Below are 22,109 nucleotides of genomic sequence, written 5' to 3'. Positions count from 1 at the left end.
ATTAAACTATTTAGTATAGAAAAGCAATTATGGTTTGAAGAAAATATATAATTAATAATAATGTAAGACGAGAATTAGTAACCCTTAGCTTTGGTCAGCATACAAGCTATATTAGTGTTTCCACGTGCTAGGGCGATATCTAAGGGATATTGACATTCAGAGTTTAAAGTAGAAATTTCGATACCGCGTATTACTAAAAACTTTGCTAAATAGTAGTTATCCTTATAAACGGCAGCGGTAAGTAATGTATCACCTTTATTATTTTTTTCTTGAAGTATAGGGTAAACGTCAAGTAAAACACGTAATTTTGAGAGGTTATTTTTGTCGATAGCTCTAAAAGAATTATCTATCGCACTACAATAAGATAAGGTAGCGGTAATATCTTTTTTCTTATTTAGGTCGTTGTCATATTTAACCAAACTTTCTACAGCCTTTCTTCTATCTGCATTTGCTATCCATTCTTCTTTTTTCTGGAATAGCTTAATATATGAATATATATCCATCTGATCTAAAGTAGCCTGCTCGGTTAACTTACCAAGTACAATATCATCATTAGGCAATAATAACATTTGGCTTTCATCTTTAGCAAATTTCGTTACTGATTCCGTTAGCTCTGTATTAACGATATTATCTTGCTTCTTAACAACTACATTTGAAGAACTTACGGGAGCACTTGTATTTTGTTGTTGTATTTGCTTTTGATTAGCTGGAGGCGAATTGTTAGTAGTATTATTAGGACCTTGATTTTGATTTGCCGATAACACTTCAACAGGCTTTAATGGAGTATTCCAATCTTGCTTTTTTGGCGAATTTACATCGGCAGTAAATGTTTCTTTCGAATTATCAGTTTTGGGTGAAGAATCGGTTGTATTTGGTATTGTTGCAGGCGGAACTACAGGCTGTACCGCCGGTATAGGCGTATTACTAGGTGCAGTTGGTGCTGTCGGTTGATTAACTGTAGGTACAGGCGTATTAGGCGTAGATGGTGTTGCCGGTACAGGTGCAGGAGTCGTTACTGGCGGTGTTACTATATCATTTGCTGTAGGCGTAGGCTGATTAACTACAGGAACAGGAGTAGCTGGCATTACTGTTGGTGTAGGAGCTACCACTTGAGGAGGGGGCGGTGCAGTTACATTATCCTGCTGTTCATTCGCCTCTGGCGGAGGAGTAAGCTTTATATATTGATTCGTAGGCGGTAGACTAATAGGTTGATATACTTGTGTACGTGGTGCAGGTGGTACTACATAACTACCTGGACGAAGAGGTGGATTAGATATAAGAGATCCAGCCACTTTAAGCTCCGGCTGTGTTTCTTCATTATTTGCAGCATTAGGCAAAGGCGTACTATTTGCTTCTTTGTTATTAGAAGATGCCACATCTTTCGTATCATCATGAGAAGCTAAATTCGTATTAGCTTGATGGCTCTGATTGCTTGCACTAGGTAATGTTGCACTACCCATATCTATAAAAGGCTCAGATGCTTCTTTTTCACTATTCGTATCACTATGTGAAGCTAAATTCGTATTAGTTTGATGGTTCTGATTGCTTGCACTAGGTAATGTTGCACTACCCATATCTATAAAAGGTTCAGATGCTTCTTTCTCGCTAGAAGATACTGCATCTTTCGTATCATCATGAGAAGCTAAATTCGTATTAGCTTGATGGCTCTGATTACTTGCACTAGGTAATGTTGCACTACCCATGTCTATAAAAGGCTCAGATGCTTCTTTCTCGTTAGAAGATGCCACATCTTTCGTATCATCATGAGAAGCTAAATTCGTATTAGCTTGATGGCTCTGATTGCTTGCACTAGGTAATGAGATGTCATTTTTGTTAGGTTCTTGTGACTTATCTTGTTGTGCTTCCGGTTTAGACAATGGAGCTTTTTTTGGTGATTTATGGAAAAACTGTTTAATCTTGTCGAAAAAAGACATAGATGATCCAGAGTCAGAAGTAGACTGCTCATCTTTGCTTTTTATATCAGAATTTTGTGATGGCATAGGTAATGGCGGTGGTGCAGCAGCATAGCTTTGCAACGTGACTAGGGATAGACTTATAAAAAATAATATCCTGCATAATTTATTTAACATATATTTCCCTATTAAATAGTTATTTGAGTTTATCATCTTGTAGCAGCTTTGACCTTGCGTGGATCAATTTTCCCGTCATTGCGAGGAAAAACTGTAAGTTTTGACACGAAACAATCTCAAGATGTTTAACAAGATTGCCGCGTCGAAACTATGTTTCTCCTCGCAATGACACTTAACCCAACACTCTCTACTTCCTACTATTCTGCACTAATTTTTTTATTTCACTCTCTACTAATTCTTTTACAAGCGAAGGTAGGTTTTTATCAAGCCATGTTTTAAGCTCCGGCTTTAACATTTCGATTACTAATTCTTCAAGAGCATTTTTAGATGAAACATTATTATCTAAATTTTTATCTTTAATAGTTGAGGTAAAATTTTTTAAAATATCATTTACTTTTTCGGCAGACTTAGTCGATATTAGCTCTTCTTCATCTTGGTCTATAATTTCTGTTAACTCAAGTATATCTTCGTCTTCATTGCTTAAATTTTTACGCTCGTTAATTACTCCTTTAACAGATTTTAGAATGTCTTCTATCGACATATCCTGGCTTTTCTTGCTTTCCTTACCCACTTAGAAACCTATAAACATTTTCTTTTTAATAGTCTTAAATTCCTCTTCAGGACTAAAATATTTTACTTTAAGTTTTAAACTTTGAGCAGTTAACTCACCAGTTAATGATTTCATCTGATATGCACTAAGTATAGAAGCTTTATAAGCATCAACACGTGTTATTTTTGCATCATAGAGCTTTTCTTCAGCACTTAAAACGTCTAACATTGTTTTAGAACCTACTATTTCCTCTTGTACTGTACCATCATAAGATATCTGAGCTGCCGCTACTCCTTGATCTGCTGCAATAATACGAGATTTTGCTGCTTCAAAACCCTCCCATATACTTATAACATAAGCCTGTACTTGTCTTATTGCACCATCAAGCTGTATTGCACTACTTCTTGTTTGATTTTTAGCCGATCTAATTTTTGAATATTGAGCTCCTCCATTTGGATAAATAGGAACATTAACAGATAAGATAGTAGTAACATTTTTGGTATTTATCTGCGGAGTTTCTAAATTTTGTGGATTATAGTTAGTTCTACCGGATTGTAACTGCACATTTACTTGCGGCAATAATTTTCCTTTTTCTACTAACTCTTGTGCTTTTGCAGAAGTTACACTATGTCTTGCCGAATCAATATCAGGATTTAAATTAACAGCTCTTTTTGTTAGTTCATCTAATGAATTTGGTAATCCTTGAGGTAAAATAGGCATAGCTATGTCAGTAGGTTCTATACCGAATACTCTAATAAAATTTGCTTTTTTTGCTTGGAAATCAGCATAAGCGGTTAGCTTATTCGTCTCTGCTGCTGCAAGCCCTGCTCTTGCAGTTGCTATATCTATTTCTGTTGCTTCACCAAGCCTTAATTTTTCTTCTACAGTATTTACTTGTTGAATATTAGTACGAACTCTACTTTCTGAAATATCATATTTCTTTTTACTTTCAAAATAATCAAGATAAGCAGTGATTAAGTCTAATAACACTTTTTGCTCACTAGAATAATATTGACCACGTGATGCTCTAAAAGCTGCTTGTGCAGATTTAAGAGCAGCAACATCTGAACCACCATTAAATAAAGATTGTTGAATTGTTAATGTTCCTTGATTATTGTCTATTTCCGGTGGGTTACCAGCTAATTGAGCAAATCTTTTATTAGTATATTTAGTCTTGTTGTTTTGCCTGTTAACTTGCAAACTCGCACTAGGCATAAATCCTGAAAAAGCTTGGGGAAATTGCTCAATAGCATTAACAAATTTAACTCTTGCAGTCTTCAAATCATTGTTATTTTTGTACCCTTCTGTTAAAGCTTCTTGCAAATCTATTGCAATAGCAGGAGAAGTTAGTAATAATGAGAAAATAAATATAGTTAACTTACGCATAAATTTTTTAAATGAGTTGGTAATATGGTAGTAAGATTAGTTTAATCTTTCAAGAATATAGCTATTCTTGAGTTAGATAATATAACATTATGTAACAATGTTAGCACGTAATATAACAAAAATTAATCCTAAGGGCAATGATAACTATTTTATATTTCATTTTTCTACACAAAGCGTTACAATTAATTAACAATTGATAATAAATAACATATATGCCTAAAACTCTAATAGATTTTTCTCAGTTTGTTGGTTTAAGTAAAGAACAAGAAACAGAGTTATTAAACCTTTTAAAAAGACTAAATAGTTTTTCTGGTTCTTTAAAAACTAATACAAAAGACTTAGAAGCTAATACTCTTATTATTTTAAAAAGCTCCTTAAAAGAATTAGCACAAACTGAAAATTTAGATTTGGAGAAGATAGAAAAACTTTTTGACAAAACAGTAAAAACATCTCTTAGTGAATTATCAAAAGCTTTAGATAAAACTTATCAAGACCAGCTAAAGACAAAAGATATATTTTTATTTGATGGAATTATCGTAGAAAAATGCTTAAGTGTTTTAAAGCAGATTCTAGAATTTCAAAAAGAATTAGATGAAGTTTATCCTGGTGCTTCTAAGAAAATTATAACATCGTTGGAGAATATATTAGTTGCTGTAATTGCAACTCAACTACCTATTCTTTCAACATTTATAAAAGCAAGCGGTATACTTGAAAAAGTCAATAATCTTATCGATCATGAAAAACTATTGCCAAAAATAACAAAATGGCATAACGATATTAAAAATATGAGGCAAGAAATAAAGGATAATAAAAACCTTAAGGATGTTTATAAAAAAGCTGAACAAGTTGCCGAAATTTCAGAAATATCCAACGAACCTATTAAGAAAATTACTGAGGTAGCAAAAAACCCTAATAATCAATCCTCGTTAGATTATGTGATAGAAGCTAACAAAGCCATACCAAAATTGAAAAAGCACCTCCTGAAGAGATAAAAACTGACAAACTACATTCTATCAAAAATACTATTAATGATAGATTGAATAGCACAAAAACAGAATTACTAAAAGCAGCAAATCCTGAAACTTCTTTTGCTGATAAAATAACTTCTTTATTTAAAGCAGCAGAAGCAGCTACCAAAATTGCAAGAGATGTGAAAAAATAGCAGGACTAATACCAGGGGGACAAAAATTAGAAAGCGTTATAAGCGGGATAATAACAACTAACCTAATACCTAAGCCGATTTTAGCAATAGCTAAATTAGCTCCTGAGGTAGCAGAGTTAGTTAAAGTAGGTAAGGCAATAGTTACAGTGCTTTCCAAATCACAAAACTTAAATCAAACACAAGGCAGGTCAAAAAGTGCTTAATACTCATATTTTAATTGCTATAGGATGTTTAGTAGTATTAGTACTATACTTAATATATAAAACAGCAGCACGTAAAAAAAATATTACGGCTTCTGGAGAAAATAATTCTGAGGAAACTTTTGCTCTTAATAACAAAAATCAGGATAATAAAAAACTCACCTTACAAGAACGAATAGAATTATCTTGGAAATTTCTTTATGATATTACAGAGACTATTCTCAATAAATTTACTAAAGACGATATAACTTTAGTGAATAAATGCGGTCGTGTTTTACTTGAAAATGGAGCACGTTATGAACATATAGTTGATCTGGCAATCCCTCGTGCCAAATCCCATACTCAATCTGTAGAGCAAGAGCAAACTAAAGGCAAAAAAACTTTAGGAGTGTAATTTTTCTACCTTGAAAAAAGCAGATACTCGATATATAAACTACCTCTAGAAACAAAGCTTCCGAAGAGATCTATTCTATCTACTCTTCATTTATTAGCGATATACAATCCTTGTAAATATTTTTTTAAAAGATATTATTAGAAAGTTATAGTTAAAAATAATTGCAATTAATGAGCAAATTGAAACAAGGAACATTTATCACTTTTGAAGGAGGGGAAGGAATTGGCAAATCCACCCAATGCCAAATGTTATACGAATATCTAAAATCTCAAAATATTCCCGTAATTCTGACCCGTGAAGTTGGTGGAACTAACGTAGCAGAAAAGATGCGTGAGATCCTAGTACATACCGATTTACTGCCGATGTCTGAACTTTTGCAAGCTATGGCAGCACGTTATGACCATATGGTAAAAAAAATTATACCTGCTTTGCAGGCAGGAAATATAGTAATATGCGACCGGTTTATTGACTCAACAGCCTGCTATCAAGGATTAGAGCTAGAAAACGGTATAGAACTCGTATATAATCTGCACAAAGATTTAATGCCGCCTCTTATGCCAGACATTACCTTTTTTATTGATGTAGAATCTTCTATTGCAATTGAGCGGGTAAATTCACGGAATATGAGCAATAAATTTGACGTAAGGGGGCTAGATTTTTACAATAAAATTTATGATTGCTTCAAGGAGTTAAGTAAAAAATTTCCTGAGAGGATAGTAACAATTAAGGCTTCTGATCTTGATCCTGAACAAGTACACGAATTAATAAAAAAACACTTAAATTTAATATGAATAATACCTACTATATTACCACTCCCATATATTATGTTAATGATGTCCCGCATATTGGGCATGCTTATACTAGCGTTGCAAGTGACGTAATCGCTCGCTTTATGCGTCTTAGCGGTCATGAAGTCATGTTTTTAACAGGTACTGATGAACATGGGCAGAAAGTAGAAAAAGCGGCTATCAATAAAAATATCGATCCGCAAAAATTTACTGATCAGACGTCCCAAAGCTTCCGTCATCTTATGACTGCTATGCATATTTCAAATGATGATTTTATCAGAACAACAGAAGAAAGACATAAAGAAGCAGTAGCTATATTTTGGCAAAAATTACTAGATAACGGCTCTATTTATGAGGGTTTTTATGAGGGATGGTATGCTGTACGTGATGAAGCTTTTTATGATGAATCCGAGCTAACACCAGATAAATTAGCACCAACCGATGCACCTGTAGAATGGGTTAAAGAGCCTAGCTATTTCTTTAACCTCTCAAAATGGCAAGATAAATTGCTTGAGTTTTACGAAGCAAACCCTGATTTTATCAGACCTATATCAAGACGTAACGAGGTCATTAGCTTTGTTAAGTCAGGTCTAAAAGATTTATCAGTGTCACGCACCACTTTTAACTGGGGTATCAAAGTCCCAAATGACGATAAGCATGTGATTTATGTTTGGCTTGATGCACTTGCTAATTATATCTCAGCCCTTGGCTATCCTGATCAAAATAGCAATTACGGCAAGTTTTGGCCAGCAAATTTACAGGTAGTCGGCAAAGATATTCTACGTTTCCATGCAGTTTATTGGCCAGCTTTCTTAATGGTTGCTGAAATTTCGCTGCCTAAAACGATTATGGCACATGGTTGGTGGACTAATGAGGGGCAAAAAATTTCTAAATCACTTGGAAATACTATTGATCCGATTAAGCTGATAGAAGAATTTGGCATTGATCAGGTTAGATATTTTTTAATGCGTGAGGTAACATTTGGAGCGGATGGTAATTTTTCTCGCAGTAATTTAATTACCCGTATTAATAGCGAACTATCGAATAAGATTGGTAATTTATTGCAACGTACTACTTCTTTTGTTTATAAAAATAATGATGGCAAAGTGCCGGCAATCATGCAAGATGCAATCAATAAAATGTACGAATTACCACTCTTAAAAACAGCGATTAAATTTGCTGAGCAAAATATTTTATTGATGGGAAAAACCGAAATTAACAAGATTCTTGATAATATTATTAATTTAGCCGAAGAAGCAAATATTTATATTGATAGCGAAGCTCCTTGGAATTTGAAAAAAACCGATCCCGAGAAAATGCTAGAGGTATTATATGCTCTGCTAGAAACTCTGCGTTATATCGCTATAATGCTTCAACCTTTTATGCCAAGCTCCGCCAGTAAAATGCTTGATCAGCTAGGGGTAAACAAGGAAGAGCGTTTATTTAAGCATTTATCAGTTAAGTTTGCTTTGACACCAGATAGCAATATTTTAGAACCGGTTATAGTATTTCCAAAAATCATCGATGTCATCCTCGCGTAAGGCTTGCTTGCGTGGATCGGAAAATGTCCTATATGTCATTCTTAGCTAAAAGCAGGAATCCAGGAAAAAAAGCATAAATACAGCAAATTTTTAAAATTAAAAACGTAGGTTATTTTGCTTTATACTAGATTCCTGCTTTTAGCTAAGAATGACATCGGAATCACGCAACAATGCCTCCCGTGGTGACAAGTTTGGAGGTGATCCACGCAACAATACCTACGCGGGAATGACATATACCTATCTTTCACTTATTAAAAACACATATGCTAATAGATTCACATTGCCACCTTAATTTACTAAAAGATGTAGAAATAGACAACATAATCAAACAAGCTATAGAAAATAATGTGCAGTACCTACAAACTATTTGCACTAAACTTGATGACTTACCGGTTATTTTAGAAATAGCTGAAAAATATGAAAATGTTTTTGCATCTGTCGGTGTACATCCTTGTGAGGTGAATAGTCATTGCGAAGCACTACAAGTGCTGAAGCAATCTCAAGAAATTTTAATGAGATTGCCACGTCAAGGCTTCGCCTTTCCTCGCAATGACGCTGCCACAATTATAGAACTTACTAATCACCCCAAAATCATTGGAATAGGTGAAACTGGACTTGATTACTATCACGAGCCTTATGATAAAAAACTACAAAAAGATTCCTTATTACATCATATAGAAGCCGCTGCTACAACAAAGTTACCGCTTATTGTTCATACAAGAGAAGCAGACAATGACACTATAGATATTTTAACCTCGGAAATGCGTAATAATAAATTTCCTGGGTTAATACATTGCTTTACTTCCTCAAAAAAGCTAGCGGAAAAAATGCTAGATATCGGTTTATATATTTCAATGTCAGGTATTATAACTTTTAAAAATGCAACAGATTTACAGGAAATAGTCAAATATGTGCCACTTGACAGGTTACTGATTGAAACCGATGCACCTTATCTAGCCCCTACCCCTATGCGTGGCAAACAAAACGAACCGGCTTTTGTTAGATATGTTGCCGAGAAAGTAGCCGAACTTAAAAATATCACCTCCAAAGAAGTAGCAAATGTTACTACTAATAACTTCAAAACATTATTTTCTAAATTTACAAATTACCTAAATTCTAGTGATTAATAATTAGAAGTTGAAAATTTTTATTAACTAATATATTATTTTTAGTAGTATATTAATATAATTAATTTCAGTAATTATTATGGAATTTAATCGTAAAAATGCAATTATCAGTTTTTAGAAGAACGTGCGGAACAAAAATTCACTCCTTATGACATAGCTAAATGGCTTGTAGCAAATTACCCTGAAGAAGCTGAACGCAAAGCTACTACAAGTAAGAATAAGCAAATAATAAAAGCAAGAACTTTAGAAGAAAAAATTAAGGAAGTTACAAAGGCTTATGCAGCTGAAATTAGTAGAGGTAGGTTTGATGAGTGGATATCGAAACCTAACATCAAAATAGATTCAGAGCCTCGAGTAAGTTTGTATTACACTAAAAACCCTAGTCACCTAATTAATGACGAAGAAGTAACAAACCTTAAGAATAAAGTAAATAAAGACAATAGAATCACTGAAGAAAAAGCGTATGAGATACTTAAGTCATATCTTGATGTATTAGGTATCCATAATATACGTATTAATCATACTTTCTCTTCAAATAAGCATGGAGTCGGAGGAAATATATGGTTACATCCTGACTGGGTAGGGATGGAAGTTCTTAACAAAAACTGGAGTACATTAATTAAAAAGATTGTGCTAAATATTATGCAGGAAAACAAGCAAGATTATGGTCTTTTGAAGTTAAAAGGGAAATAAACCGTAGTAACGTAAGAGAGTCTTTTTTTTTAGGCTTTATCAAACTCCTCATGGGCTCATTACGGTTATTTGGTTGCACCTATACTAGACGAAACTAAAGCTGACACTAAGAATGAGCTAGAAATGTTATGCACTAGACACGGGATAGGTTTTATTTTATTAAATGTAGACTTCCCTGAAGATAGTAAAAAATTAATTCCTGCCAGAGAAAGATCTGAAATAGATTGGAATATGGCTAATAGGTTGGCAGAAGAAAATAAGAATTTTGAAAATTATTTAAATAAAGTAGATATATTTTGTCAAAAACCTACAAAAGAAGTTCTAGAAAGAATATGGTATAATATTAATAAACTTAAAGAAATCCCAACAAAAACTAAAAAGAAAAAATAACTAAAATACTTTCTTATTAGTAGTGGATAATTATTAAAAAAGAATTCATCATTGCCAGGATATGCATAGCTAAGGCGTGGCAATCTAGAAAAAATAATAAAAAATACTGTAATTTAGTATTTTTTATACTTCCTTGCTTCATCAATTATTTCATAATTTCCTCACAATGACAGATAAAACTATAGTCAATTCTATTGAATTTTGTGATAGGCTTGAGGGTAGATCCTATAATAATAGGCAAGATGAAGAGCTACATGCGTTCAAATCAGTTTACTATACATTGTACTTAAAAGCTTATAAAATCAGATTGACTTATTTAAAGTTTTGCCTAGAATCATTTTGGAGCAGCTAAAGGCTGTTCTTGGGTGTCGAAACCTTACGCCAATATGGTTGTATCTACCATAAACGATACGTCCTCAACTTTATTATGGTTGGGGGGATAATAGCGTATGTCCAGGGTTTAAGGTTTAGACCTTAAACCTAAAGGCTATTATAGACTGTTATTGGCGGTTTTTCGAACTCCCCGATGATTGTGTTCGAGAAGTCAAGAGAATATTTTATATTGGTTTTGCCAAGGTCGTTTGTTTTTAACAATGTTATTGACAATTATTACTATTTTTCTCATTACTGCAGTAAGAGCTAATTTTTTAGCTTTTCCCTTTTCTACAAGTCTTTTATAAAAAGGTTTAACTGCGGGATTACTGACTAACGAATATTAGAATTCCCTATGACGAATATTAAAATTACCTATTTTTGAGTAAAAAATATTGTCTAGTGTATTATATTATTATCCTCCAATTTTATAGTTAATTTTTTTTCTTTTGCTGTAGCGATTCTATAACTTTCAGTATTCAGTTCAAGAATTGAAGAATGGTGAACCAATCTGTCAATGGCTGCTGATGTAGTCATTTCGTCTTTAAAAATGGAATTCCATTTTGCAAAAACTAAATTGCTAGTAATTAATACACTACGCATCTCATAACGTTCAGCTAATAAGGTAAATAAAACATCAGTTTCCTCACGATTATATGGTACATATGATATATCATCAATTATCAATATTTCAAAATAATCGAATTTTTTAATAATTTGCTTAAGTTTTAAACTAAGCTTTGCTTCTAGTAATTGTTGAACCAAATTAGCTGCTGTTGTATATAATACACGCCTACCGGCAAGACACCACTCACGTGCTAAACCTATACTAAGATGACTTTTGCCAGTACCAGGATTACCAAAAATAAGTATATTTTCATAGCGATCCATAAATTCTCCTTGTGCAAGATATTGGATCTTAGTTGACGATAATCCTGGGATACGCTTAATATCAAAGTTGCTTAATAACTTATCTCGAGAGAGTTTTGCTTGCTTTAGCAATCTGGCGATACGTTGCTGATGTCTATGTTCTAACTCACGTATGGCTAACTCTTGTAGATAATCTATATATGTTTTCTTTTCTTGCTCAAAGCTTTCTGCAACTGATTTATAGCATGATGCAAAAGTAGGTAAACAAAGGTTCTTGAGTAAATTATTTAGCGGTTGCGGAGTTATTATCTTTTTACTCATGCGACCTCCATTGTTTTAAAGCAATGTAATTGATCATATTCGGACAGTACTGGTTGATTAATTTTTACTGAACAAACAGTTTTAGTCTGACTATTTAGTAAATCTGTAATATGATCAATTATTGGTTCAATCTTCTCTTCTACTAGCATTTCTAATGCAGCAACTACATTCAATTCTCCATACATTTTTGCTAATTGTAATATTTTAAGATATATTTTATGCCCCTTATATGGATATATAGATATCAGCTGGTCATATACCTGACGAAATATAGCACGTGGAAATAAAGCTTCATAATATTGATATTGGGCAAATGCTCCAGGTTTACGTACTAAACTATCAATGATATGTCTATAATCAATAACATAGCCATTGCTGATTCTAAACATTTTTTGTAAACATTTGTTACCATAGTAAAGCTCTATTTCTTCAGAATAAATATAAGCTTTTAAAGTATAACCTATTAAGCGACTAGGCACAGAATAAGCTACAGATAAAATACTAACTGTACTGCTTGGGTTAACACGTACTGATAATATTGTAGGTGCATTCCATTTCCTGATTGGTAACTCTTTTAAATAAACTAATTCTTCAGCTAATTTTTCTTTTCTACAGCTATTGCGCTTTTCTTTAATTTGTGTAAGGAATAATTCATAAGCTTTTAAATCAACAAAATTACGTGATCCACGTAATAGCAAATGTTGATTCACTGCTTGCTTAAATGTATCATGACTTTTTTCAACAGAACCATTTTCATGACTGACACCGGGATTATTTCGCGATGGTGCAACATCGTAATAACCAAGCAATTCTTGCCATTTTTCTGTAAATTGTCTACTATTACCACATTGCTTGGTAGCTGCACTTAAATTATCTGTACGATGCTCTGGTAAAACTCCACCTAACTCCCATACAGCTTTTTCAAACCCTGATGCTAATGTATCAAAACTTTCACTATGGCATATGCTGAAAGTTTCCCAACATGAATAAGGCAATATAAAATGAAATAGTAAATGAGAATATGGTTTCCCATCAATACAAATACCTAATTGATTCATATTGGTCCAATCAGACTGGCTTTGTTTGCCAGGAAGAATATTTTGTAAAAAGATGACTGGCTTATCCTTACCATGTTCAGCTCTCCATTGTTTCAACCTTTTCTGCAAACAGCGTAATTGCTTTCCATTATAATTTCCATGATACTTTTCTGTCAAATATGCTAATATGGTAGTTGCTTGCAACTCCGGTGCTGATCCTAGCATTGATTCTATTTCATCCCAGTGCTTAACAAATGGATCCTTACGTGTCCTATATTTACGTACTGTTCGTAATTCGCTTGGATACTTATTAACACCTAAATATTTACGTGCTGTTTTTACACTCATACCTGCTTTTGCAGCAGAAATTATCTGATTATATTTTTTGATCTTTTGCATTAAAATACCTACTTGTTTATTTGTACATGTCATCAGTAATTCTCGAATAATAAATAAATCTTAAAAAGAAATTTTTATTCGATATTACTGTCCATAGTTACTTCTTTTTTATAGGTAATTTTAATGTTCGTTGAGGGTATTTCTAATATTCGTTAGTCAATTACATCTTACAGATGTAACAGCAGCCATATATAATGCCGCCCGTACCGTTTTCCTACCACCTTTAGTTTTTGCTTTAAATCTTGTTTTACCGCTTTCCTTACAGTGAGGTGCTACTCCTACTAAAGAAGCAATTTGTTTACAATTTAAATTACCAAGCTCTGGCAACTCTGTAATTAAGGTTATTGCTATAATCGAGCCAATATCCGGGATAGTAATAAGTAAATTATATATTTCTTTATAACTTTCTATATTTAAAATATGATATAATATAAGCTTTTCCACTTCTTCTTTTTGATCATTAAGTAAATTAATAACACTATTTATACTATTAATTATTTTTTGATTAGTAACTCTACGTAAGCGATTGCGTTCAGATACTATCATAGTAATTAGTTGGTTACGTCTAGCTGTAAGCTCTTTTAATTCTTTTTCTATTTCATTCGCCACTTTTCTAGATTCAGGATTCATTTTTTCTGCAAATAATGCTAACATTTGTGCATCAATAGTATCGGTTTTGGTAAACTTACCTCTCATAGTTCTAAACGCTGATGTAAAATAAGGATTAACTACTGAGACTAAATATCCAACTTTTTGTAAAGTATTTGCTGCTTCATATTCAAGTCTTCCGGTAGCTTCAATTACAATTTTAGCAATATTATAATCCGCTATATATTCGACTAGCTCATTAATTCCTTTTTGGTTGTTATCAAAAACTTTATATTTATTCAACGGGTGTAACCATATATCTAAAGTATCCTCAGATACATCTATACCTATAAAAATATTCTTTGTCATGTTTTCTCTCCTGTTCTATGTACGAGCTAAGGGGTTATTCACGATCAACCATTAAGATCAAGTGAATAACCCCTTGCTCTATTGATTGTTCGGAACCAAAGGAAGTAAGGAGTAACATATCGGGGCACGGTTCATTAATTATAATTATATTAATAACCTGACCACCATCGTTACCTCCTTACAATATCTAAAACTATGCATCATTTTAGATACTTATTAAATACATAAACCACCATAAAATATTTTGTGGTGGTTAATTACTTGAATAATTTAAGTTTAAAGGAGATTAAACCGTTATGAACAATATTGTAGAAAAAAGAATAGCTCTTATTGAACCATATTTAGATTTTATTATTAAAAGCGAAGAATTATTGCGGGGAATCTATCCCAATGGCATAGATAGGGATTTAATGATAGAGTTTATCTTAGCTAAGAAACCCTATAAATCTTATGCTTATTATACTCTAATTCGTAGTTTATTCAAATCGCCATGCAATAAAATTATACTTATAATTGATAAGCAACCTTTAAAATCTTTCCTGGGTTTATTCCGCTCTATTATCCTTGGTGCTTTATCATATCTCAAGCTAATTAAAATTTTTATCTATGATGAAAATGATTTCGCTTTAGATATAAAAGTCTTAAAAAGAGATGAGAATTACTTTTGGTCTTATAAAATCAATTACTTTAAAAAGCTGATTAATTGGGAGTGACTAGTTTTGCCCACGTGGATCGAAAAATACCCTGTATGTCATTCCCGCTTAAGGCTTGCCCGCGTGGCTTCGATGCCATTCCGTTGATCGCAGGAATCTAGTATAAATCGAGCTTTTAATTTTAAAAATTTGCTACTTTTATGTTTATTTTTCTGGATTCCTGCTTTTAGCTAAGAATGACATTAAGGGTATTTTTCGATCTACGCAACAATGCCTATGCGGGAATGACAAGGAGCTAAATCCCGTGAACAGATGGACAGGGAAAAACTAATCCACGCAACAAAGCCCACTCGCAATGACAATTTGGTATTCACACAAGCAATGCCTTCTCGCTTTTGCGGGAATTACATTAAACCTTATTTAGTCTCTTTTATCTTTTGAGTTTCAACTTGCTGAGCTTCTTGCTCTTGCTGTTTTTTATATTCTTCTGCTTTTTCTTCAATATAATTAAAAAAGAAATAAGTAAACGTTAAAAAACTAGTTAAAATAATTGCAAGAGTTATTAATATTGCTTTGAGTTGTTTGCGTGAATCTTCTGCTCTTAGTCGTTTCTCTTCTTCATCAATTTCAGATTCAGATAATAATATTTGTTCTTCTGTTGTATTTTCCATGTTATAACTCACAATATGATTTAGTTTCTTTAGTAACATAGAAATCAATTCTGTGATTTAAATTAACTCCGCTGCTACTTAACGTATAAATAGATTTATGTTAATGACGGAGCTTAAACATCATTATTTTAAATAAATTAAGGTACATAATCCTTTTCTTTTAAAAGTAGTATTATAAAAGAAAATTTTAATTTTTTATACTCTTCATTTATTAGGGATATATAGGGAATACATAAACAAGTCAATAATTAAACTATTAAATTATAAATATTTTATTAGTAAATTGATTATTTTACACTATAGTAAATTAAGTTGAGGTTTGAGTATAGGGATGATATATATAAAGGAAAATGCCAAGATCATATAGTCAAGATTTTAGAAAAAGAGTTATAGGATATGTAGAAAGAGGTAATAGCTGCAATAGCACTGCGATAAGATTTGAAATAGCAGCAAACACAGTAAGGAATTGGTATAAGAGATATAAGTCCGAAGGACATTATTTAGCAAGAAGAATAGGAGGCAAAAAAGGACGGGTAACAAGTCAAGATGTTGAGTTGTACGTGAGTTCTAATCCTAATTTCACATTATTAGAAATGGGTACGTATTTTAATATGAGTTCTGTGGGTGCGTATTATTGGTTAAAGCAACTAGGTTTTAGCTATAAAAAAAAGACTTTTCCTACTTGGAAGCAAGTCAAGAAAAGCGAGATAAGTACCAAGAGGTCATAAAAGATACACCAATAGAACATCTTGTATATATTGATGAAAGTGGTATTGAGATAAATATCTGCAAAGATAGAGGATGGGGCAAAAAAAGCGAAAAACTTATTGGTAAAAAAAGCGGTAAATATTACAACAGAACAAATATCATAGCTGGTTATGTTAATAAAGAGTGTATAGCACCGATGATATTTAATGGAACATGTAATAGACAATTATTTGAAAGTTGGGTTGGAGAATTTTTAATAAAAGAGCTAAAACCTGGACAAGTTGTAGTGATGGATAACGCTGCTTTCCATAAGTCTCAAAGGACCAAAGAACTAATAGAATCAGTAGGTTGTAGGATAATATTCTTACCACCTTACTCCCCTGATCTAAATCCAATAGAGAAATTTTGGACCAATATGAAGCGATGGATTAAAGCTAAAATTACTCAATTTGATCAATTATATAATGCTTTAATTCAATTCTTTAATACGCAAACTTCAACTTAATTTACCATATTCAATATTGATTTCCTAACAATTCTGGAATATCAGAAATATAAGCAGAATGATTAAAATAGTTTTCATTTCCACTTACGTCACTATTACTAATATTTTCACAATGTGAAAGAGGCGAAGCAGCTAATAATACTGCATCATCAAAACAAGTAGGCAAATTTTTTCCTAAATAATTCTCAATAAAATTATTAGCTGTATATTCTAATATTGAATATTTTTCTGGTTCAGATTCAATAATTTTTTTACACTCTCTACTTCCCAGTTTATAACCTATCAATGTCAATAATATAGAACTATATTCATCTTTTTGCTGATTAAAAAAGCCTATCTCATAAACCTTAGCAAGAACATAATAAGCTTCAACATCTTTGCTCATAATATCAGTCTTAAGACTTTCTAATATTTTATTAACCCCTCCTTCAAAAGATAAAATATTTACTATAAAGCTATTTGCAAAATTTTCATAATTTATCATAGACGAATCTAAAGTGGCATAAGAAGAGCTTTAAACAAGATTTTAGCTTGCTGTATGTTGTTGTGAGGCTTTAATTTATACGATTTATGCATTAAATTATTAAGTACTTCTAAATTACTACATCTAGTCATTTCAAGTTTCTCCCATCTTTATTACTAATTCTTTTATTTCAGTCATCCTTGATTTATTGGCGACTAAAAGACCATGTATAGTATTGATAACCATGACATTATCAAGCCCTATTACTGTTGTTACTTTACTATTAGAACTAATGAAAGAATTAGTAGTACTACTAATTCTTTCATTTCCCTCGCAGTAATTATCTTTTATATTTTGTTGTTTTAATTGCAATAAAGAAGCCCAGCTGCCAAGGTCATTCCAAGTAAAATTTGCCTTGACCATAGCCATTTGCGAAATATATTCCATTATAGCATAATCTATTGAAATAGATTCAGCTTCGTTATATATAGGCGAGTTTATTACTATATTATTTTCGGTTTTTATAGCACTATCATATGCTTCAGCTGCAATTTTAAATAATTGAGGTTGCAAACTCATTGATAAACTTAAGAAAAAACTAATATCATATATAGAAATTCCTGAATTCCAAAAATATTCATTACTATCACAATATCTTTCTGCTTCCTTAAATTCAGGTTTTTCAATAAAATTGTCAACTTGGTAAATATTTTCTGCAATCGAAAGTCCTGATTTTATATAGCCATATTCGGTATTTACGTTATTTATTGGAATACCGATAATACAAATCCCATATTGCTCAACATAACATAAAGCTTTATTTATGGTGTTAAAATAATTCTCCTCATCCTCTATATGATGATCTGCCGGTAGCAATACTAACCTATCAAACCCTTGTGCCTTAGCTGACAGAGCCGTAATAATTGCACAAATTGCTGTATTTTTCTGTTCCGGTTCGGTAATGAGTTCAAATTCTATTCCTATATCTGCTACTTGCTTTTTAGTAATTTCTTCATATTGGTTCAAGGTAATTATTGTAGGTTTCCCTAAAGATTTATTTCTGATTAAAGTTTGCTGTAATAAAGTTAAATCACCTAATATTTTCTTAAATTGCTTTGGTTTATCACTAGCAGATAAAGGCCATAATCTTTTACCACTACCACCTGCCATAATAACCGGCTTTATTTTCATATGATTTCAACTATTAATTGAGTAAATAATGAGAGGCTTTATAGATGGCCTTAAATAATAAGTCAAGTTTTTTGACAGATTTTGCAATAAAAAGTGCTTCTTCCTGAGTGTTTTGTCTTAATTATGCTACTAGAGCAGCCTAGGCACTCTTGCCCCTCTCTTGCATAAACCATAAGTTGTTGAGTAAAATAACCTGGTTTATTATCACCATTAACAAAATCTTTAAGAGTAGTTCCGCCAGCAATTATAGCTTTAGATAGAACATTCTTAACTGCTGCGATTAAATTCTTTATCTCATTATCATTTAAATCTTTACCTAATTTATCAGGATGAATTTTAGCTAAATGAAGACTTTCAGAAGCATAAATATTGCCAACCCCAACGACAATTCTATTATCCATGAGTAAATTTTTTATTGGTACTTTTTTATTCACCAGCTTACTCTTTAAATATTGAAGCTCAAATGAATCAGATAAAGGCTCTAATGCTAGATTAACAAAAAAATCTTTTTCCAAAAGCTCAGTATGCAAGCTATAAATCATCCCAAATCTTCTAGTATCGTTAAAAATCAGTTTTTCATTATTACTTAAGTTAAAAACTACATGATCATGTTTTTTGACTTCATAATTATTTTGTTGCAAAGTAAACCTACCACTCATACCTAAATGAATTATCAAAGAATGATTATTATCAAAGTCGATTATTAAATATTTAGCACGACGCCTTACATTTACTATATTTGTATTTGTGATTTGGTCAGCTAAATCAGCAGATAATTTATAACGCAAGTTATCTCTTTTAAACTCCACTTTCTTTATAACAAGCCCTATTAATTTACTTTCTAGGGAGTTTTTTAAAGTTTCTACTTCTGGAAGTTCCGGCATTTTTACTATTATTTTAATAATTTTATGTTTATACTATATCAGATAATTATAAATTATACATATGGAAACTACTTATTCTACTGATGATACCGAAAGCAGAAAAGGTTTTGAATCTGCTTTTGGTATATGGAAAGATATGAAATTAGATAGTTTAGAATATCAAGCTAAATTACGGGATGAATAGATACTCGATGAACTTGAAAATAACATATATATTACTAATAAATAAAGAGTTGGATAGACGAAGTTTTATTTGGAAAAGAGCAAGGCGGCTTGAAGCTGATAACCGCAGCGTATTATCAGCAAAAGACAGCATATTAGTCAATTCAGCCTCATTTTGTGACAGGCATAAGGAGCGAAGCTTATAATAATAAGCGAGTCGACGAACAACGAAGCACAAGATGAGGATCAATTGACTAGAGCCAATTTTTCAAATAAAACGAGTATAATCATGAACCAAACAAATTTTGGATTTAAGAAAATAGAAGCAAACGAAAAACAATCGCTTGTAAATAGCGTTTTTTCTAACGTTGCTGATAAATATGACTTAATGAATGACCTTATGAGCTTTGGAATGCATCGCTTATGGAAAGATCAGTTTATTAGACAAATTCCTAATCTTAACTCTAATGTGTTAGATGTCGCTAGCGGTAGCGGCGATATTGCTTTAAAGCTTGCTAAAAAATCGAAAGACCGAGGTAATAATATCTCTTTAACTTTAAGTGATATTAATGAAGAGATGCTAAGGCAGGCTAAGAAAAAATCAATTGATCTAAACCTATTTCAGAACCTTAAATTTACTGTAGCAAGTGCCGAAGAATTGCCATTTCCTGATAATAGCTTTGACTATTATACCATTGCATTTGGGATTCGAAACGTTCCTGATATTAATAAAGCTCTAAAAGAAGCTTATAGGGTTTTAAAACCGATGGGTAAGTTTGTCTGCCTTGAATTTTCTAAAGTAAAAGAAAGTTTGTTACACGATTTCTACAAATTTTATTCATTTAATGTTATTCCTAAAATCGGTCAAGTAATTACTGGTAACAAAGAAGCTTATGATTATTTAGTTGAGAGTATAGACTTATTCCCATCACAAGATGAGTTTAGAATAATGATTAAAGAAGCAGGCTTTGAAGAGGTTAATTACAAAAATTTAAGTGGAGGCATTGTTGCTATCCACAGTGCATATAAGTTATGATTTGTAATTTTTTTAATTTACTACGTATTTTCTATATCATTAGCAAAAAGCAAATTTTGACTAATACACACGATGTGAAAATTCCAAGCAATTTTAAATTTATTGGTTATGTATTAGCATTATTTTTTGCTCCATTCTCATTATTAAAAAAATCAAAAGAAGATTACGGCAAACGTTTAATAGACTCTTTAAATAGCCTTGGACCGATTTATATAAAATTCGGGCAGACGCTTTCCACTAGAGCCGATTTAGTAGGAACGCAAATAGCATATTACTTAAGATTGTTGCAGGATAAATTACCACCATTTGATAGTAAGGTGGCAAGAGGGATAGTAACGTCATTGCGAGAAGACATTTATGTCGACGAAGCAATCTCAGCAAATAAACAAAAGATTGCCACGCAGTCTACGACTGCTCACAATGACGCTATCCCTTTCTTACACTTCAACGACACACCCATAGCTGCTGCGTCAATCTCGCAGGTACATAAGGCACAACTTGCAACAGGTGAGTATGTAGCAGTTAAAATATTGCGTCCTGATATTCATAAAAAATATAACAGGGATATTAAGCTATTATATTTCCTTGCAAAGATTGCCTCAAAATTCTCTAAAGCCAAAAGGCTAAAACCGATTAAAGTAGTTGATAAATTTCATGAAACTATGAAATTTGAGCTTGATTTACGCCTCGAGGCTGCTGCTGCTTCAGAGCTTGCTGATAATATGCGTAAAGATCATAACGTAATAATTCCTAAAATATATTGGGATTTAACATCAGAAAATATACTAACTACACAGTGGTTAGATGGCACTTCTATATATGATACTTCGATATTGAAAGAAATGGGTTTAGAGCCAGCAAAAATAGCTCAAGACTTTGCCGTAATGTTCTTTAACCAAGCTTATAGAGACGGCTTTTTCCATGCTGATTTACACCCAGGAAATATCTTGGTAGATAAGCAAGGTAAGCTAATTTTGCTTGATTTTGGTATTATGGGCAGACTTAAGGAAAAAGATCGCTTAGCTGTTGCCGAAAGCTTATTCGGCTTTTTAAATCGCAATTATAAATTAGTTGCTAAAGTACATTTAAGAGCCGATTACGTCCCCACAGATACCAATTTAGATTTATTTGCCCAAAGTTGTAGAGCTGTTACCGAACCAGTCGTGGGTGCACCTACTAAAAATATTTCCGTTGGTAAGTTACTTGCTCATCTATTTAAAATTACTGAGGATTTTGGTATGGAAGTGCAGCCGAATTTATTACTATTGCAAAAAACTTTAATAATGGTCGAAGGTATAGGCAGACAATTAGATGAGAATGTTAATATGTGGCAACTTGCTGAACCTTGGATTAAAAAATGGGCTGTCAAAAACTTAAGCCCTGAAGCAAAACTGCTAAGATTAATAAAGCATTATCTAGAAGAATTATATGATAAAATGGAAAAATTATAATAAAAAACTATTGTAATATAACCATACCCTTAAAGATTAACAGAAATTAAAAAGTAAAATTTTGTAAACCTTTAGATAATTATAGTAAACTAATATTAACTAAATTAT

At 32.2% G+C, this 22,109-nt stretch carries 25 protein-coding genes and 1 pseudogene; 15 read left to right on the top strand and 11 right to left on the bottom strand.

All coding sequences use genetic code 11. From position 1 onward, the window contains the following. Positions 1–74 precede the first annotated feature (74 nt). From ACICQC_RS01645 to ACICQC_RS01635, 3 genes are all read right to left on the bottom strand, one after another. Complete coding sequence (locus ACICQC_RS01645) at positions 75–2,090, bottom strand: ankyrin repeat domain-containing protein (RefSeq protein ID WP_395477154.1); 2,016 nt, start codon at positions 2,088–2,090, stop codon at positions 75–77. 187 nt (positions 2,091–2,277) lie between these two features. Next, the gene (locus tag ACICQC_RS01640; RefSeq protein ID WP_395477153.1) at positions 2,278–2,661 is read right to left on the bottom strand and encodes a DUF2497 domain-containing protein; all 384 of its coding nucleotides are present in this window, start codon (positions 2,659–2,661) and stop codon (positions 2,278–2,280) included. Beyond that, positions 2,662–4,026 carry a TolC family protein gene (locus tag ACICQC_RS01635; protein ID WP_395477152.1) on the bottom strand — a complete coding sequence of 455 codons (1,365 nt, stop codon included), beginning with the start codon at positions 4,024–4,026 and terminating at the stop codon, positions 2,662–2,664. 212 nt (positions 4,027–4,238) lie between these two features. Here ACICQC_RS01635 and ACICQC_RS01630 point away from each other — a divergent pair, with 212 nt between their 5' ends. The 8 genes from ACICQC_RS01630 to ACICQC_RS01595 all read left to right on the top strand — a co-directional run bounded on the left by ACICQC_RS01630 (position 4,239) and on the right by ACICQC_RS01595 (position 10,321). Then, the gene (locus tag ACICQC_RS01630; RefSeq protein WP_395477151.1) at positions 4,239–5,018 is read left to right on the top strand and encodes a hypothetical protein; all 780 of its coding nucleotides are present in this window, start codon (positions 4,239–4,241) and stop codon (positions 5,016–5,018) included. A 44-nt stretch (positions 5,019–5,062) separates the two neighbouring features. Next, positions 5,063–5,188, top strand: coding sequence for a hypothetical protein (locus ACICQC_RS01625; RefSeq protein ID WP_395477150.1), 126 nt, complete (start codon positions 5,063–5,065; stop codon positions 5,186–5,188). A 195-nt stretch (positions 5,189–5,383) separates the two neighbouring features. Next, positions 5,384–5,782 carry a DUF2660 domain-containing protein gene (locus ACICQC_RS01620; RefSeq protein WP_395477149.1) on the top strand — a complete coding sequence of 133 codons (399 nt, stop codon included), beginning with the start codon at positions 5,384–5,386 and terminating at the stop codon, positions 5,780–5,782. Positions 5,783–5,952: 170 nt separating this feature from the next. Next, positions 5,953–6,573: a dTMP kinase gene (tmk, locus tag ACICQC_RS01615; RefSeq protein WP_395477148.1), complete on the top strand. Its 621-nt coding sequence runs from the start codon at positions 5,953–5,955 to the stop codon at positions 6,571–6,573. Beyond that, on the top strand, positions 6,570–8,111 hold the full coding sequence (gene metG, locus ACICQC_RS01610) for a methionine--tRNA ligase (protein WP_395477147.1): 1,542 nt from the start codon (positions 6,570–6,572) through the stop codon (positions 8,109–8,111). Before tmk ends, metG begins: the two co-directional genes overlap by 4 nt. 263 nt (positions 8,112–8,374) lie before the next feature. Then, positions 8,375–9,238, top strand: coding sequence for a TatD family hydrolase (locus tag ACICQC_RS01605; RefSeq protein ID WP_395477146.1), 864 nt, complete (start codon positions 8,375–8,377; stop codon positions 9,236–9,238). 360 nt (positions 9,239–9,598) lie between these two features. Next, positions 9,599–9,931 (top strand): hypothetical protein, encoded by a 333-nt coding sequence (locus ACICQC_RS01600; protein WP_395477145.1) that lies wholly within the window; start codon positions 9,599–9,601, stop codon positions 9,929–9,931. 69 nt (positions 9,932–10,000) lie between these two features. Continuing rightward, complete coding sequence (locus ACICQC_RS01595; protein WP_395477144.1) at positions 10,001–10,321, top strand: hypothetical protein; 321 nt, start codon at positions 10,001–10,003, stop codon at positions 10,319–10,321. A gap of 771 nt (positions 10,322–11,092) precedes the next feature. Here the strand turns inward: ACICQC_RS01595 and istB are convergent. The 3 genes from istB to ACICQC_RS01580 form a co-directional block, all read right to left on the bottom strand. Beyond that, positions 11,093–11,884 (bottom strand): IS21-like element helper ATPase IstB, encoded by a 792-nt coding sequence (istB, locus tag ACICQC_RS01590; RefSeq protein WP_395476338.1) that lies wholly within the window; start codon positions 11,882–11,884, stop codon positions 11,093–11,095. Then, complete coding sequence (gene istA, locus ACICQC_RS01585) at positions 11,881–13,353, bottom strand: IS21 family transposase (protein ID WP_395476339.1); 1,473 nt, start codon at positions 13,351–13,353, stop codon at positions 11,881–11,883. Before istA ends, istB begins: the two co-directional genes overlap by 4 nt. A 123-nt stretch (positions 13,354–13,476) precedes the next feature. Continuing rightward, positions 13,477–14,277, bottom strand: coding sequence for an IS110 family transposase (locus ACICQC_RS01580; protein WP_395477143.1), 801 nt, complete (start codon positions 14,275–14,277; stop codon positions 13,477–13,479). Positions 14,278–14,573: 296 nt separating this feature from the next. Between ACICQC_RS01580 and ACICQC_RS01575 the strand changes: the two genes are divergently transcribed. Continuing rightward, positions 14,574–14,990, top strand: coding sequence for a hypothetical protein (locus ACICQC_RS01575; RefSeq protein ID WP_395477142.1), 417 nt, complete (start codon positions 14,574–14,576; stop codon positions 14,988–14,990). Positions 14,991–15,346: 356 nt separating this feature from the next. Here ACICQC_RS01575 and ACICQC_RS01570 read toward each other — a convergent pair whose 3' ends face one another. Next, the gene (locus ACICQC_RS01570) at positions 15,347–15,601 is read right to left on the bottom strand and encodes a hypothetical protein (RefSeq protein WP_395477141.1); all 255 of its coding nucleotides are present in this window, start codon (positions 15,599–15,601) and stop codon (positions 15,347–15,349) included. 350 nt (positions 15,602–15,951) lie between these two features. Here ACICQC_RS01570 and ACICQC_RS01565 point away from each other — a divergent pair, with 350 nt between their 5' ends. Both ACICQC_RS01565 and ACICQC_RS01560 read left to right on the top strand, forming a co-directional pair. Beyond that, the gene (locus ACICQC_RS01565) at positions 15,952–16,329 is read left to right on the top strand and encodes an IS630 transposase-related protein (protein ID WP_395476240.1); all 378 of its coding nucleotides are present in this window, start codon (positions 15,952–15,954) and stop codon (positions 16,327–16,329) included. Continuing rightward, entirely contained in the window at positions 16,284–16,814 is a 531-nt protein-coding gene (locus ACICQC_RS01560; protein ID WP_395476239.1) for an IS630 family transposase, read from the top strand. The genes ACICQC_RS01565 and ACICQC_RS01560 overlap by 46 nt, the downstream gene beginning before the upstream one ends. A 10-nt stretch (positions 16,815–16,824) precedes the next feature. On the opposite strand, the gene ACICQC_RS01555 is transcribed toward ACICQC_RS01560, so the two are convergent. The 4 genes and pseudogenes from ACICQC_RS01555 to mutM form a co-directional block, all read right to left on the bottom strand. Further along, the gene (locus ACICQC_RS01555; protein WP_395477140.1) at positions 16,825–17,298 is read right to left on the bottom strand and encodes a hypothetical protein; all 474 of its coding nucleotides are present in this window, start codon (positions 17,296–17,298) and stop codon (positions 16,825–16,827) included. Between the two features lie 132 nt (positions 17,299–17,430). After that, entirely contained in the window at positions 17,431–17,700 is a 270-nt protein-coding gene (locus tag ACICQC_RS01550) for a hypothetical protein (RefSeq protein WP_395477759.1), read from the bottom strand. Then, positions 17,692–18,462: pseudogene (locus ACICQC_RS01545) on the bottom strand (mannose-1-phosphate guanylyltransferase); the annotation flags it as partial. The pseudogene ACICQC_RS01545 and the gene ACICQC_RS01550, both read right to left, overlap by 9 nt. 68 nt (positions 18,463–18,530) lie before the next feature. Beyond that, positions 18,531–19,352: a bifunctional DNA-formamidopyrimidine glycosylase/DNA-(apurinic or apyrimidinic site) lyase gene (gene mutM / locus ACICQC_RS01540; RefSeq protein WP_395477139.1), complete on the bottom strand. Its 822-nt coding sequence runs from the start codon at positions 19,350–19,352 to the stop codon at positions 18,531–18,533. 61 nt (positions 19,353–19,413) lie between these two features. On the opposite strand from mutM, the gene ACICQC_RS01535 reads away from it, so the two are divergent. From ACICQC_RS01535 to ubiB, 4 genes are all read left to right on the top strand, one after another. Further along, positions 19,414–19,536, top strand: a complete 123-nt coding sequence (locus tag ACICQC_RS01535) for a hypothetical protein (protein WP_395477138.1) — start codon at positions 19,414–19,416, stop codon at positions 19,534–19,536. A 7-nt stretch (positions 19,537–19,543) separates the two neighbouring features. Continuing rightward, a complete protein-coding gene (locus ACICQC_RS01530) occupies positions 19,544–19,720 on the top strand; it encodes a hypothetical protein (protein ID WP_395477137.1) in 177 nt (58 codons plus the stop codon). An 83-nt stretch (positions 19,721–19,803) separates the two neighbouring features. After that, positions 19,804–20,550, top strand: coding sequence for a bifunctional demethylmenaquinone methyltransferase/2-methoxy-6-polyprenyl-1,4-benzoquinol methylase UbiE (ubiE, locus tag ACICQC_RS01525; RefSeq protein ID WP_395477136.1), 747 nt, complete (start codon positions 19,804–19,806; stop codon positions 20,548–20,550). Further along, positions 20,547–22,001 (top strand): 2-polyprenylphenol 6-hydroxylase, encoded by a 1,455-nt coding sequence (gene ubiB, locus ACICQC_RS01520; protein WP_395477135.1) that lies wholly within the window; start codon positions 20,547–20,549, stop codon positions 21,999–22,001. Before ubiE ends, ubiB begins: the two co-directional genes overlap by 4 nt. Positions 22,002–22,109: the final 108 nt, after the last annotated feature.

This window comes from Rickettsia endosymbiont of Pantilius tunicatus, assembly GCF_964291875.1.
Classification (GTDB): domain Bacteria; phylum Pseudomonadota; class Alphaproteobacteria; order Rickettsiales; family Rickettsiaceae; genus Rickettsia.
Note: the sequence above shows the minus strand (reverse complement) of the source record. Positions and strands in the feature narration are given on the sequence as shown.